The sequence below is a fragment of the Moraxella bovoculi 237 genome, assembly GCF_000696305.2.
Lineage (GTDB): Bacteria > Pseudomonadota > Gammaproteobacteria > Pseudomonadales > Moraxellaceae > Moraxella > Moraxella bovoculi.
Genome location: NZ_AOMT01000026.1, coordinates 144,854 through 159,457, shown reverse-complemented (window position 1 = coordinate 159,457; position 14,604 = coordinate 144,854). Strand labels below are relative to the sequence as shown.

The 14,604-nt window shown below is 41.8% G+C and carries 16 protein-coding genes and 1 pseudogene; 7 read left to right on the top strand and 10 right to left on the bottom strand.

Going from position 1 to position 14,604, the window contains the following annotated elements; genetic code table 11:
* The first annotated feature begins 1 nt into the window (after position 1).
* The 5 genes and pseudogenes from MBO_RS07600 (at position 2) to MBO_RS07580 (ending at position 5,250) form a co-directional block, all read left to right on the top strand.
* Positions 2-1,387: a TolC family protein gene (locus tag MBO_RS07600; RefSeq protein ID WP_036366347.1), complete on the top strand. Its 1,386-nt coding sequence runs from the start codon at positions 2-4 to the stop codon at positions 1,385-1,387.
* 46 nt (positions 1,388-1,433) lie between these two features.
* The gene (locus tag MBO_RS07595; protein ID WP_036366443.1) at positions 1,434-2,300 is read left to right on the top strand and encodes a DMT family transporter; all 867 of its coding nucleotides are present in this window, start codon (positions 1,434-1,436) and stop codon (positions 2,298-2,300) included.
* Between the two features lie 286 nt (positions 2,301-2,586).
* The gene (locus tag MBO_RS07590) at positions 2,587-3,429 is read left to right on the top strand and encodes a hypothetical protein (RefSeq protein ID WP_052585373.1); all 843 of its coding nucleotides are present in this window, start codon (positions 2,587-2,589) and stop codon (positions 3,427-3,429) included.
* Positions 3,430-3,856: 427 nt separating this feature from the next.
* Positions 3,857-4,534: pseudogene (locus MBO_RS07585) on the top strand (DedA family protein).
* Positions 4,535-4,548: 14 nt separating this feature from the next.
* Positions 4,549-5,250 carry a Smr/MutS family protein gene (locus tag MBO_RS07580; protein ID WP_036366345.1) on the top strand — a complete coding sequence of 234 codons (702 nt, stop codon included), beginning with the start codon at positions 4,549-4,551 and terminating at the stop codon, positions 5,248-5,250.
* Between the two features lie 53 nt (positions 5,251-5,303).
* On the opposite strand, the gene MBO_RS07575 is transcribed toward MBO_RS07580, so the two are convergent.
* Together MBO_RS07575 and MBO_RS07570 are read right to left on the bottom strand one after the other, a co-directional pair.
* Positions 5,304-6,524 (bottom strand): ammonium transporter, encoded by a 1,221-nt coding sequence (locus MBO_RS07575; protein WP_227712704.1) that lies wholly within the window; start codon positions 6,522-6,524, stop codon positions 5,304-5,306.
* Positions 6,525-6,605: 81 nt separating this feature from the next.
* A complete protein-coding gene (locus MBO_RS07570; protein ID WP_036366343.1) occupies positions 6,606-6,944 on the bottom strand; it encodes a P-II family nitrogen regulator in 339 nt (112 codons plus the stop codon).
* 225 nt (positions 6,945-7,169) lie between these two features.
* On the opposite strand from MBO_RS07570, the gene lpxB reads away from it, so the two are divergent.
* Together lpxB and MBO_RS07560 are read left to right on the top strand one after the other, a co-directional pair.
* Complete coding sequence (gene lpxB / locus MBO_RS07565; protein WP_036366438.1) at positions 7,170-8,369, top strand: lipid-A-disaccharide synthase; 1,200 nt, start codon at positions 7,170-7,172, stop codon at positions 8,367-8,369.
* On the top strand, positions 8,366-9,094 hold the full coding sequence (locus tag MBO_RS07560) for a ribonuclease HII (RefSeq protein WP_036366341.1): 729 nt from the start codon (positions 8,366-8,368) through the stop codon (positions 9,092-9,094). Before lpxB ends, MBO_RS07560 begins: the two co-directional genes overlap by 4 nt.
* A 15-nt stretch (positions 9,095-9,109) precedes the next feature.
* Here MBO_RS07560 and MBO_RS10335 read toward each other — a convergent pair whose 3' ends face one another.
* The 8 genes from MBO_RS10335 to MBO_RS07525 all read right to left on the bottom strand — a co-directional run bounded on the left by MBO_RS10335 (position 9,110) and on the right by MBO_RS07525 (position 14,548).
* Positions 9,110-9,298 (bottom strand): zf-HC2 domain-containing protein, encoded by a 189-nt coding sequence (locus MBO_RS10335; protein ID WP_036366339.1) that lies wholly within the window; start codon positions 9,296-9,298, stop codon positions 9,110-9,112.
* Positions 9,299-9,308: 10 nt separating this feature from the next.
* A complete protein-coding gene (locus MBO_RS07555; protein WP_036366436.1) occupies positions 9,309-9,896 on the bottom strand; it encodes a sigma-70 family RNA polymerase sigma factor in 588 nt (195 codons plus the stop codon).
* Positions 9,897-10,185: 289 nt separating this feature from the next.
* Positions 10,186-10,824: an HvfX family Cu-binding RiPP maturation protein gene (locus MBO_RS07550; protein ID WP_036366337.1), complete on the bottom strand. Its 639-nt coding sequence runs from the start codon at positions 10,822-10,824 to the stop codon at positions 10,186-10,188.
* 17 nt (positions 10,825-10,841) lie between these two features.
* On the bottom strand, positions 10,842-11,633 hold the full coding sequence (locus MBO_RS07545; RefSeq protein ID WP_036366334.1) for an HvfC family RiPP maturation protein: 792 nt from the start codon (positions 11,631-11,633) through the stop codon (positions 10,842-10,844).
* A gap of 35 nt (positions 11,634-11,668) precedes the next feature.
* Complete coding sequence (locus MBO_RS07540; protein ID WP_036366330.1) at positions 11,669-12,577, bottom strand: HvfB family MNIO-type RiPP peptide maturase; 909 nt, start codon at positions 12,575-12,577, stop codon at positions 11,669-11,671.
* Between the two features lie 16 nt (positions 12,578-12,593).
* On the bottom strand, positions 12,594-12,794 hold the full coding sequence (locus MBO_RS07535; RefSeq protein WP_036366328.1) for a YgaP family membrane protein: 201 nt from the start codon (positions 12,792-12,794) through the stop codon (positions 12,594-12,596).
* Positions 12,795-12,804: 10 nt separating this feature from the next.
* Positions 12,805-13,188: a rhodanese-like domain-containing protein gene (locus MBO_RS07530; RefSeq protein ID WP_036366326.1), complete on the bottom strand. Its 384-nt coding sequence runs from the start codon at positions 13,186-13,188 to the stop codon at positions 12,805-12,807.
* A 43-nt stretch (positions 13,189-13,231) separates the two neighbouring features.
* A complete protein-coding gene (locus MBO_RS07525; RefSeq protein ID WP_187648945.1) occupies positions 13,232-14,548 on the bottom strand; it encodes an FAD-dependent oxidoreductase in 1,317 nt (438 codons plus the stop codon).
* Positions 14,549-14,604 lie beyond the last annotated feature (56 nt).

Here is a 14,604-nt window from a genome sequence, read left to right as displayed (position 1 = left end):
AATGAATAATATCAAACGGCTAATTATCATCACAGGCATCATTACCCTAACCGCTTGTCAAAGCACCCCACTACCCAAAACCACCGCCCCCACGCCCATCATGGTGGACAATACCGCCCATTGTTTGACGATTGATGACCCCATTTGTCATCACGATTGGTGGACGGTGTTTGGCGATGAGGTGTTAAATGATTATATGAAAAAGGTCGTCAAGCACAATCACGAATTGTCGGTGGCGACATTAACCCTACAAAAATCCTTGCTTAACCAACAAAAATCTCAAGAGCGATTTTTGATAAATAGCCAAGCTGGCGCCAACCGCCAAACCCAAAAATCGCTATCAACGGGCGAAACCACGCATTCACGAGGCTTTGACGTTAATCTGGGTGCCAGTTGGGAGGTGGATTTGTGGGGAAAATTGCAATTACAACAAAACCTAACCGAATGGGAGACCCATGCCGTCCAAGCCGACCGCCAAGCGTTGTTTTTGAGCCTGAGCGCTAATGCCGTGCGAGAATATATCAACTTGATTGGCATTAACCAAAAACTTATGAACGCACAAAAAGCCCAAGCCTTTCAACAAAAACAACACCAATATCTAAAAAAGCAAGTTGATTTAGGGTTAATTGCCAGAGCCGATTTGGTTGCCATCGAACAAACCCTAAACAATCTAAAACAAACCGCCCTAATTTTAAAGCATCAAAAAAATGACAGTCTGGCAAACCTTTCATCATTCGCTCACGTTGATATGGATAAATTACCTACCACCCTAAAAAATCAGCATCAAATCCCAAAAATTCCCCATGATTTTTATCACATTAATGCCAATGCAATATTAAACCGCCCTGATTTGCAAGCCTTGCTTTGGCGATTGGCAATCAGCCTCGAACAAAAAAATCTACTACAAAAAAATCAATATCCCACCCTTGTATTTAGTGCAGGGGCAACCGCCCAATCACCCAATTTACTCGATTTATTAAAAGTGCCTGTCTTAAATTGGGGTGTTTCGTTAAATATCCCCCAACTTAATTATAAAGAATACCAGCACAACATCAACATCGCCCAGATTGATGAGTATATCGCCACCTTAAATTATCAAGACACAACTCATAAAGCCCTAAGTGACGTACAACAAAAATTAAATGCTTGGCAAAATGGCAAAGACAATCACGATGTTTTATTAACCGCTCAAAAATTGGCAAAAGAGCAATTGACTCACCAACAAAAACGCCTTGAATTGGGGCTTATTTCCACCAAAGAATGGGCAGAACACCAAGAAACCCACCGCCAAAGCCAAACCGCCCTAACCGATAATGCCATCAATCAAGTGCTTAATTGGATAGCGGTATATCAAGCGGTGGGTGGATTGCCAAATGAATCACGCTAGGACATACCTGTCCTTTATAACGCTTTTAAATCACAAATTAAAAATCATGTCTAATCCCACCAATCCCAATCAAGGCTCGTTTTTTGGCTCATTTTATATGGTGCTGGCAAGCCTTGCCTTTGCCTTAATGCTTGTGTTTATCAAGCTGTCTGGGCAGAAATTTGGCATGAACACCTATGAGCTGACCTTTTGGCGAGTGTCGTTCGCCTTGGTGTTATTGGGTGGATTTTCTTGGCTTAAAGGTCGAAGCTTTCGCACCAATTACCCAAAAGAGCATTTTTGGCGTTCGTTGGCGGGCTCTATCGCCCTATTGATGAATTTTTATGTAGTGCTGCACCTACCCTTAGCAACCGCAAGCATCTTACAGAACACTTCAGCGATATTCCTTGGACTACTCTCCATCATCATCCTAAGACAAAAACCATCACTCATGGCGTGGCTGTCTTTGATTTTGGGTTTCATTGGTGTGGTGATTCTACTAAAACCCACCACAGGCGGTGATACATTCGCCATGCTCATCGGACTTGCCAGTGGCGCGATCAGTGGCTATGCCTATCTACAGGTGCGTGAGCTTAGTTTGCTTGGCGAACCTGCGTGGCGGATCGTGTTTTATTTTTCATTATTATCCACGCTGACATCGGGCGTTTTGGCGTGGTATTTTGGCTTTACGCCTGTGACCCTAGCAAGTCTGCCTTGTATTGCTGGCATTGGTGTTACCGCCCTAGCAGGGCAACTTTTAATGACTTATGCCTATCAAGTTGGGCAAAAATTTGTCGTGGCGGTGCTAAACTATCTGGGCGTGGTGTTTGCGATGATATTTGGGGTGATGTGGTTTGGTGAACGACTTGACACATGGGCATTGCTAGGCATTGTCATCATCATGGCAAGTGGCATTATTAGTGCCAAGAAGTAGGACACATCAATCACATCATTGGCGAACGATTACCATATTGAAATTTTATTTTAATCGTTCACACGTTTACACTTATTGATTTATTATGCTATAATATTCCACACTAATAATAAGGTTATGTTTTATTCATTCCAAAAAACACAACCACATCGGGGCATGCATTATTGTTTTGACATTTACAATGAAAAAATGATTTTATTATCAATAATTTATCTTAAATTCATCAAATAACCTTGTCAAACACGCCCCAACAACTCTTTTTATTCATCCAATTGTGAGGTAAATCATGCAAAAAATTACAACCATCGCCCTCATTGCAAGTGGGGCATTATACACATCCTTGACACACGCAAAAAACCCAGTCGAGGTCGGTTTGGGTGTTGAGCGTTATCAGGAAACCTACCGAGAATATGAAAACGGCGAACGTTTCATGCAACAAAAAGGAGACTTAAACGCATTTAACGGCTCTATCAAATACCATTTTAATGAAAAAGATGCCATCAAAATAGAAGGTAGATACGCCAAAGGTAAAGTTGATTATACAGGCGGAGAGAACCCCAGTTCAGAAAACCCTGAAGGCACCCCCTACGGTTCAGTTCATCAAAAAGGTGCACCTCGTCGCTCTTATGATATTCGTTCATTATATGTTTATGAAAAATCGATTCGCCCCAATGTCAGCATTATTGGTGAGTCTGGCTTGGGATACCGTGTTTTACAAGATTTAAGTGCTCGCATAGATTCAGAGGATTACAATAGAAAAAACAAAACCGCCTACACACAAATAGGCTTGGGTGCAAAAGTGGGGCTTGCTCATGGATTTGAATTTGCACCAAAAATAGCTTACAATCAAGGCATTTACGGTCGCCAATACTCTTATTTGAGTGATGGCACCGTCACCTTAAAACAACACAATGCTCGTGGCTTTGAAATAGAATTACCCATCAGCAAACAATTTTCTAATCAAACCAAAATCAGTTATACGCCTTATTATCGTGGTTGGCGTGTCCCCACTTCTAGTACTTTTGAACGTATTGAAACTGATGAAGACGGCGATTCAGGTGTAGCAACCTATAGCGAGCCCAAAAACCAAACTAGCGAGGTTGGGTTTAAATTGCAATATTCATTTTAAGTGCCACTTGCGATATTGTCATCTCAATGGCATTAAAACCAACAAAACTAAAAATTCCCCCATCTATCAATGATATGACACATTGTTGAGATTGGGGAATTTTGGTTTAGCCACACCGCACATATTCAAAAGCCATATCTCTATAAACCAACTAAACCAAAAAAAATAATACGATTTTGTAGAAGCAAATCACAATTTTACCTATATAGTGTAATGATTTTTTTAAATCAATTTTAAAGCTCCTTTAGTATAAACGCATCCATCAACCCTAAAATTTGATACAACTCATCAAAACAATTGTTATGCACTCTATGTTGTCATAATGATTTTAATCCAGATTTTTACATTTGTTCAGTACAAAATACCAATGCTACACTAAAATATGTTATAATTATCCGTTTTTATCCCCTTTTCATGTTCTGCCCATATGTACATCATTTTACAACTTTTTGATTTTATTTTGCACATTGACGAACGCTTAGCCGTCTTTTTGGCGGATTATGGAATATGGATTTATGGAATTTTGTTTTTGATTATTTGTGTGGAGACAGGCTTGGTGGTCATGCCGTTTTTACCGGGGGATAGTTTGCTGTTTGCGGTGGGGGCATTGGCGGCATTTACAGGCGAGCTAAATCCTGCCCTGCTTATCGCTCTGCTGTTTGTGGCGGCGGTGCTTGGAGATACGCTTAACTATCATATTGGCAAATACATCGGTCCAAAAGTTTTTGGAAAAAATTACCGTCTTATTAACAAAGACTACCTGTTCAAAACCCAAGCATTTTTTTGAAAAACACGGTGGCAAAACTGTGATTTTCGCCCGCTTTTTGCCTTTTGCTCGCACCTTTGCCCCCTTTGTGGCAGGGGCAGGGAGTATGAATTATAAGCGGTTCATCAGTTATAACGTCATTGGCGGATTTTTGTGGATTACATCCTTTGTGCTACTCGGCTATTTTTTGGCAATCAGCCCGTCATCAAAGATAATTTTACCTATGTGATTTTTAGTATTATCGGATTTGGCGTGTTGCCGATTGCCATTAATTTTATCAAGCAAAAATCAAACCCATGGCTTAATCACTCATCTATTTTTAATCACTCATCTGTGTAACGACAGGTATCATCATGACTACATTTAAAGACTTACTCTCCAAAGACGCCCAAACCCAGCTCAAAGAAATGGGTGGCAAATCATCCACCAAACCCGAGACTGACAGCAACGGCAAACCTACCAGTGCCAATGTCATGGGCAAAAAAGAAGTTGCCAATCAAGTCAAACGCTTTGACAACGCACTCATTGATGAAGACAAGGTGCTATTCATGCAAGCGATGAGTGGCGTCCAACCCCTAAAAAACGAAAAAACCATCGCCCAAAAACCCAAAAAAGACGATAATGCCATCTATCGCCGCGCCAATGCTGAAGGCGGTGAGGAGATGACTGGTGTTAATCTGTCCGACATGCAGGCACTACTTAACCCTGTGGCAGGCGAGGCATTTTTAAGCCATAAGAACCCAACCCTTCAAAATAAAGTCTTCGAACAGCTAAAACAAGGCAAACTACGCTGGTATGATGCGGTGGATTTACATGGCTCAAGCATTGAAGACGCCCGCAATGCCGTACTAACCCTCATCAAAAACGCAATGAGAAATGGCGAGACCGTCGTAAAAATCGTCCACGGCAAAGGCACAGATGCGATCATCAAAACCTGTGTGAACGGCTGGCTAAGCCAAATCTCTGACGTCATCGCTTTCGTATCCGCCCCTGCCAACGATGGTGGCAATGGTGCAGTGTTGGTTCTGCTAAAGCGCAATCGACTTGGTGAATAAAGCAAACACATAAAAACCAGTCATTGTGACTGGTTTTTTGATGATTAAGGTTGCTAATCTGCTATTTTCTCACCATGGATGGCCAGATCAAGACCTTGATATTCCTCTTCGGCATCCACGCGCAGACCCATGGTCTTCTTAATAATGATGCCAATCATGAATGTCATCACACCGCCATACACTAAGGTAGCAATCACACCCTCAACCTGTAGCCAAAGCTGCTTTAATAACGACACATCGACAATCTCGGGATATAGCGCAGGACTCACAAACACCCCTGTCAATACCGCACCAATGATGCCGCCCACACCGTGCAGCCCAAACGCATCCAGTGCATCATCCACACGCAGACGTTTTTTGGCATAATAAATCATCACAAAACATCCCAAAGACGTCAATACACCAATCGCCATCGCACCAGACACATCCACAAAGCCTGCTGCAGGTGTAATCCCCACCAAGCCTGCCACAGCGCCAGACGCTCCTCCTAGTGCAGACGCTTTACCGCGCTTAGCGTATTCTGCCATCAGCCAAGCTATTGCACCCACTGCCGCAGCTGCTTGAGTGGTGATGAGTGCCATCACCGCATTACCGTTAGCGCCGAGCGCAGACCCACCATTAAAGCCGAACCAGCCCACCCAAACCAGACCTGCACCGATGAGTGTTAATGCCAAGTTCGCAGGCGCAAGATTGCCCTTACCATAATCACGGCGACTGCCCAACAGATAAGCCAGCACCAGACCGCCCACACCCGCATTAATATGAACCACCGTACCGCCGGCAAAGTCTAGCGCATCGCCAGTCAGCCAACCACCACCCCACACCCAGTGGCATACAGGCACATACACCAGTAGCGTCCAAGCCGCAGCGAACACCATGAATGAGCCAAATTTGATTCGCTCAGCCAAAGAACCCGCTAAGATGGCCATGGCAATAACCGCAAATGTCAGCTGAAAAATTACGGTTAATAGCTTGGGAATGCTGCCATCTAATTCATCCAGCCCAATATTATGCAGCATCACATGATCAAGACCACCCACGAATGTATTCATGGCACCTTCTGAAAATGCCAACGAATAACCAACCGCAACCCACACAATCGAAACAACAGCCGCAGCACCCAGACTATGCATCATGGTAGATAGGATATTTTTCTTACGCACCATACCAGCATAGAACAGTGCAAGCCCCGGAATGGTCATCATTAAGACCAACGCCGTCGCTGTCAACACCCAAGCTGTATCACCAGTATCTAATACCGACTCATTCGCCATCGCCAAGGCAGGTAACAGCCCCACTCCCACCAAACCAAATCGACCTACTGAATTTCTCATTGCTTTTACCCCTTATTAGTTTTATAAAGCATTTTCACCCATTTCGCCTGTACGAATACGAACAATCTCATCTAGTGGCTGTACAAAAATCTTACCATCGCCAATCTTACCTGTATTGGCAGCGTTTGTGATGGTGTGAACCACTTCACCAGACAAATCATCGCTAACAGCCACTTCAATTTTTAGCTTGGGCAAAAAATCCACCACATACTCAGCACCACGATAAATCTCAGCATGACCCTTTTGACGACCAAAGCCCTTAACCTCTGTGATTGTCATGCCATGTATGTCTATCAGTGTCAGCGACTCGCGAACATCGTCTAATTTGAACGGCTTAATGATGGCGGTGATTAATTTCATAACTAACTCCTATGACTACATAATTAAAACTTATTAATTAAGTCATAGTATGCCAAAGATTACATAAAATAAAAAATGGTTTATCTTAATAAAAAATTGGTTATTTATTAATTTAAATTATGAATATATAAAATTTAATAATATGTAAAATTTTCACGAATTTGTTTGCAAGCATTCCTAGAAATTCGTAAAATATGGCATTTATTTATAATAATTGGGTGACTTATGACAGACATGCTTACCATCGGCATCGTGGCAGGTGAAGTCTCAGGCGATGCGCTGGGTGCGGATTTTATGCATCAGATGAACGCCATTCACCCAAACATTTGCTGGGTAGGCGTAGGCGGTCAAAGCATGCAAAAATTAGGGCTGCACTCCATCATAGACATGAAGCGGCTCTCTGTGATGGGTCTTGCCGAGGTCGTCAAGCATTTGCCTGATTTATTGCGAGCCAGACGTGAGATATTAGAAGAATTTGATCGTCAGAGGATTGATATTTTCGTTGGCATTGATGCGCCTGATTTTAATTTAAGACTGGGCAAAGTTCTTAAGCCAAAAGGTGTGTTCTGCGTGCAGATGGTCAGCCCGAGCGTGTGGGCATGGCGAGAGAGTCGAATTCATACCATCAAAGCCGCCACCAACCTGGTGCTGTGCCTCTTTCCTTTTGAGCTTGATGTATATGCCAAGCATAATCACCCTGCTGTCTGCGTCGGTCATCCACTGCTGGACAAGCTACAAGCCGATGAACGAGCACTCGATGAGACTAAGGCGGAATTTATCAGTCATCATCGTGGCAGTTTTCCATCACTTAAGAAGCTTAATAACCAGACCATTCTATGCATGATGGCAGGTTCGCGCGTCTCTGAGATTCACGCCATTTTGCCACTGCTTATCGATAGCATGGATGAGCTTGCTGATGATCGCGTGGGTTTTGTGCTGCCCGTAGTGAATGCAGAACACGCGCGGCTGGTAGAGTTGATGTTGTTTGAGCGTGCGCCTCATCTGCTGCCCCATGCCCACGTCGTTTATGGCGAGGATACACCGATCAGTCATGATGTGATGATGGCATCTGATGTGGTGGTGTTGGCATCGGGCACCGCCACGCTTGAGACATTGCTGCTGCACCGCCCTATGGTCGTGGTGTATAAGCTTAGCAATCTCACCTACACCATCGCCAAGCATCTGGTAAAAATCCCCTATGTATCTCTGCCAAATATCCTATCCTACGGGCAGACAGGAAAACCAATCGTACCTGAGTTAATCCAGCATGACGCAACTGCAGCTAATATCGCAAGAGAAGTCAAGCTAATTTTAGGCGACCCTAACGCACAAATCATAAAATTACAACAAACAACCGCCACACTACGTAAGGACAGTCATCATAACGCCGCCGAAGCCGTATTGACTCATTATCAACATTCATGAAAGCCCATACTCTAAACACGCACACTCACGCCTGCACCGTTGTCGCCCACAAAAATCACGAACCTACATCACGCACCTTTGTCATCGGCATTGATGAAGTGGGGCGGGGTTCACTGTTTGGGCAGATGACCGTTGGGGCGGTGATTTTGGATAATGATTTGACGGGCGAATTTGGGCAAATTGACCTGACAAATACGCCCCTTGCTCTTATCAACGACAGCAAAAAACTGTCTGAAAAAAAGCGGAATTTGGTCTTTGACCCGATTAAACAAACCTGCCAAAGCTATGCTGTGATTGATATACCTGCTTATGTGATTGATGCCATTGACATTTATCAAGCGACTCTTTTGGGTATGAGATTGGCGATTGAACACTTGATAACGTTAAATGACATTGGCAAAAACGACAACCTTATCATCATGATAGACGGCAACGCTGCGCCCACCCTATCCGATGACTTTGGCGACTTTCAGCCGTGCATTCACACGCTCATCAAGGGCGACAGCCTTCACACGTCTATCGCTTGTGCCAGTATCCTTGCCAAGGTTCATCGTGATACTGCCATGAATGACTATGCCGAAATTTATCCTGATTATGGGCTAGACAAGCACAAAGGCTATGCCAGCAAATCCCATACCACCGCCATTTATGAGCATGGAATATTGCCCGAACATCGCAAGAGCTTTAATCCCATGCGGACGATATTGTCAAATCAGCTTTTTTAATCGCTTTAAAACAAATCATCCCTTTAAATTCTTATGCTTTTTTATCATCTCTTTTAACACCCGATTATTATCATCAAACCTACGACATTCAGGACACATCAAAAGATGAAATTTCACCGTCATTTTTTGGGATAAAGTCAATGGTTCTTCTTGTGATAAGCTCATCAATTCAGTCATTTTTTGGCAATTCTTTAATCGTTTCATTGTATCCCCCCTAAACAAACCATTTTACCGACAAACACATTTGCAATCTTAATCTGGCTCTGTGCAATAATACATATAAATTCTGTCGAGTAATATTTAAACTCTTACAAATCTCATCACTACCCAATTCTATATATTCTTTCATCAAAAAAACTTGTGCCTGCTCTTTGGGCAGATTCTCCAAACAAAGTTCCAATACTTGACAAAATTCATCATTTTCAACTGTTTCATGCGGACTTGCCCAGCGATTATCAAAGGCATTTGGCGATGAACCGTTTTGCCAATGCCCAATATCATCAAACAGCATTGCCAAAAATTCTTCATCACTATTTTCACTCATATCGCTCATGACTTCATAATGTTTGTTTTGGCGGATGAAGTCGGCAATTTTATTTTTTAAAATGGCAAATACCCATGTTTTAAAGGCGGACTTTCCTTGAAAACTATCGGCATATTTTAGGGCATTTAAGAGGGCATCTTGCACCACGTCTTTGGCGTGCTGTTCGTGATTTAATTGGTTATACGCAAAAGCAAACATGGACTGATAGATCTCGTCCATGCTTTTTTTATCAAATTGGCGTAATTGTATTTGGTGCATTTTTAAGTCAAAAAAAAATTTGAAATAAGACAAGGAAAACGAGCAAAGCTGTACAAATAGGGCGTGTTGAACTTTTGTATTTGCAATGAAAAATGAGAAAAATCGCACGTTTTTCAAGGAAAAAACTTAAGGCTGATAGTCATTCTATCAGACCAGTTTTTGACGCAGAAAAACAAGATTTAGCCATTTTTCATGCAAAAACATCATTTTATTTTCACAAGATTTCTAAATTTTAAATTGTGTTATAAAGGTTCAGCACGCCCTCACTGTGAACGAGTTTGACACAGTACTATTTCAAAGTTGGCAGACTTTTATTTATCCAAAAGTCCATGCTTATATAACGCCCCGCCCCATAAATAATTAGCACAATTAACATGATAAAATAAGTCATGCCAAATTCTATGCCATTATTTAAAACCACAAAATTACCCGTTTCGGTCAGCCAGTCATAATTGCCATGCGTTTGTAAGATTTCACGGGCTTTATTTAATCGCTCGCTCGCTTGTATGGAATTATCCAAACTTACCTGTCCCAATCCGCCAAATAACTGGGCGATATTGGTCGCAGGGTCGGTTGGGGTAATGGCGTGCCAGCCGTTTTTTAAATGCACAAGAAGCATGGCAACCGCCATTGTGATTGCCAATAACACGCCAAAAAAACGAGTCGCCACGCCGAGTAATAACGCCACACCGCCAATCAATTCAGCAACAATCACCATAGCCACCCAAAAGGATGCAAATGGCAAACCAAGCCCCCAATCGGCATTACCAAACCACTGTGCCGTATCATCAAACGAACGGTATTTGGTTAGCCCTGCCATAATAAACACAGGGGCAAGATAAAGACGAATGGCGAATAATGGCAAAAAGTCCAATTTATTTAAATTTACAACAAATTTATTATAATAAGCGTTGTATTTTTTTATCATAATTTACCTTATTTTTATTAAAAATATTGGTTATAAAAAATTTGATTATCAATCATTGTATTGACCAAATCATCAAACGAAATTTTGATATTATCAAAAATCTCATCATTTAATTCAAAGGTGCGTTGTAGCTCTGCCAATAACTCATTTGTATTTTGATAGCATACCTCTTCATTTTGCTTTGCTTGCATAAAGGTTAGTATGATAAAACTAAGCTGGCTTATGGTCATAAATGCCGTTTTAAATGTACCGTCCACCACTTTACGATACACCACCAAAAAAGTCGGGCTTTTTTGACTCGGAGAAAATGCCACGCTAATATCCTGCACCGCCCATTCATAATATAAAATCTGGGCGGTATGATTGATAAAAATAGACGCATTTTGATACATTAAAATAGGCTTGGGATTATTGTTCGGTAGATTATCTACAAACAATTCCACCCATTCATAATGAGCAAATTCTGACAAATAAATGGGCAAATCAAATTTTGTCAAAACACTATCTGTCAAATAGCCGACAAATTGCTCGGTGATTTCACTAAAATACGGACTTGCCATATCGCCATGTTTTAAAAAATCTTTAATCAGATTTTGCCAAACCAATATGCCAAAATGCGTCTCAATAATACTGCGAGTAATGGGAAAGCATTGATTGACAAAGCCAGAGACATTATTATAAATCAGATTTTGATATAATTGCCCCACACGAGCAGGCACGGTATCGGTATTATCGTGTTTTTGTTTGCGGATATAATCGCCAAATTCACGCTGAAAGATGCGTAACTTGGGTGCTTTATCAATCATCATTGTTATGCCATTTTATTAAATTATCATTAAAATAATTAGGCCAATTTAAATGTAGAATTATTTTTATGGCGTTCTTGAATTTCCCGAATGAATTTAACTTCACGGGTAAGCTCGCTAAGTTCTGGGAAATTAAAATCACGCTCCAAACAAGTCGGAATCTTATCTGCCGTTTTACCTGTTTTGGCAAATATCAAACCATAGGCGTCATTTAACAACGCCCAAACACGCTCCACCACACTATCGCCATGCGTATCCACAATCAAGCCGTCATCATCCACATAATGCCCAGCAACGTGCAAATAACACGTCCGCTCGAGCGGCAATTCACGCAAATATTGGTGTGGGTCAAAACCAAAGTTTTGGCTATTGACAAAAATATTATTCACATCTAAATGCAATAAACAATCAGCTTCTTTTACCACCGCAGAAATAAATTCACTGTCGGACATTTGGCTTTGGGGCGGTAGATAATAATATGAGGCGTTTTCAATGCCAATTTGAGAGCCTAAAATATCTTGTACTTTTTTAATACGCTCGGCAACCCAAAATACCGCTTCTTCGGTGCAAGGAATGGGCAATAAATCATACAAATGCCCTTTGTCATCACTACACCAAGACAAATGCTCGGTAAATAAATTGATGTTATGCGACTTCATAAAATGCTTAATATTATTTACATGAGCCACCTCCAATTCTTTTGAACTGCCAATAGACAAAGAAAGTCCATGACAAATAAAAGAAAACCGCTCGCTATAAGCACGCAAGATATTTTCAAAACGTCCGCCCATAATTCCGTGGGAGTTTATCCAATTTTCAGGCGACACTTCAAAAAAATCAATCTGGCCTAATTGATGAACGGCATTCACATCATCAAAAGACATTTGTGGCAATAACTCACGGCGAAAGCCAAGCCCTGCCCCGTGCAATGGTCTTTTACTTGTCATTTTATTTTCCCAATTATTAGGGTTTGTTATCAACATGGCACTTGCAAGTGCTGATGCCCAAAATATGATAAATGGGGCAAAAATTCATAAAGCCTGTCAATAATGGCACAAGCCCAACAATTCCCCACCAAGAACCAAAATAAACACCCAAGCCAATAATAACAACACCCAAAATAATTCGTACGATTTTATCAGGTTTACCAACATTGATTTTCATAAAATACTCCTTAACGATAACCTTGTTGTTTTAGGTCTTCATAGCCGCCGTGATTGGTAACATTGGTATAGCCCAATTTTAAGAGTTCTGTGCGAGCAACTTCGGCACGTCTGCCACTTCGGCAATATAGATTAATAGGATTGTTTTTATTAGGCTCAATGGCAGAAATCTTTGATGCAATATCGCCAACAGGGATATTGACGCTATTTAACAAATGCCCCGCTTTATATTCTTCTGGGCTACGCACATCAATCCAAACGCCTTTTGCTTTTGGTTTGATTTGTGATTGAGTTTGAGATTTGGCATTGTTTTGTTTTGATGAGGTATTGGCAAAACTGTTACACGCAGTTAATCCCAAGATGCTAATTGCAATGACAAGAGTGAGTTTTTTCATAAGACACCTTCTAAATTACACCAATTAAATTTATTTAAAACGATTAAAATTCGGCAAATAAATCATTTAATGATTCGCTAATGGTTGGGTGCGTAAAAATTTGCTCTTTAAAATAATCCGCTTTAACGCCATTATCCATTGCCAATTTAAATAAATTGATAATCTCATGGCTATTTTCACAAAACAACGTAACGCCCAAAATCTCGTTATTGTCTTTATCCACAATCGCTTTTAATAAGCCTTTGGTATTGCCTGTGATTTTGGCTTTGACAATGGCTTGGGCGGGCAAGGTTGCCACTTGGTAATTTTTGCCACTGTCTTTGGCTTGTTTTTCGCTCAGGCCAATTTGTGATAAAGGCGGTGTGATAAAAACACTCGTTGGGAAAGTGTGGCGGTCGGCTCTGTGGCGTGTGCCACTCCCAAACAAATCATCCGCCACAATGCGATAATCATCAAGCGAGATGTAGGTAAACTGCGGTGAACCTGCGACATCGCCCATCGCCCAAATGTGGTCGGTGGCTTTTAGTTTGTCATCGCACACCACATAGCCACGCTCGCTTAGCTGTACGCTTGTGTTTTGTAGGTTTAGAGCATCTGTGTTAGGTCGTCTGCCAATGGCGACAAGCACAGCATCAGCATCAAGGGTCATCTTATCGGTGATGACTTGGGTATGCTCTGTTAGGTGTTTAAATTCTTGGACATCTTGCCCTAAATGCACCGTAATGCCGCGCTCATTTAATAGGTCAAGCACAATCGCACGCACGTCATCATCAATCTTTGGCAAAAAGCTGTCAAATTTTTCAACAATGCTCACTTGACTGCCAAAAGCGTGATACATAAAGGCAAATTCAAGGGCGATAAAACCTGCACCCACGATAACCAGCCGCTTGGGCGCGGTCGCTTGGCTGTCGCCTAAGTTTAAAAGCCCCGTGCTGTCATAAACACGCTCGCCGTCCACGCCTGCAATCGGTGGCATAATGGGGGTCGTGCCTGTGTTGATAAAAATCCGCTCGGCACGCACCGTCTCGCCTGTGGATAGGGCAACAGTGTTGTCATCAACGAAGCTCGCTTGTGCGTTGATGACGGTTACATTTGGTAAATCATTGATTTTGTTAAAATTAGCTTCACGCAAGGCAGAGATGAGTTTGTCCTTGTCCTGCATGGCAACAGCAAAACTGTCTGTTTTGGCTTCATGAATCAGTTTTTTTGACGGAATACAGCCCACGTTAATACACGTTCCGCCATACATTTTGTCCGATTGCTCAACCAAAATGGTACGCTCGCCCTGTTTGTCAAACAGCCCTGCCAGCGTTTTGCCTGCTTTACCAAAGCCGATGATTAAGTTTTTGGTTTGTATCATCTTTTTTCTCCAATTTATTTGCCAAAATTATTAGGGCATGACAAGGTTATGAAAAA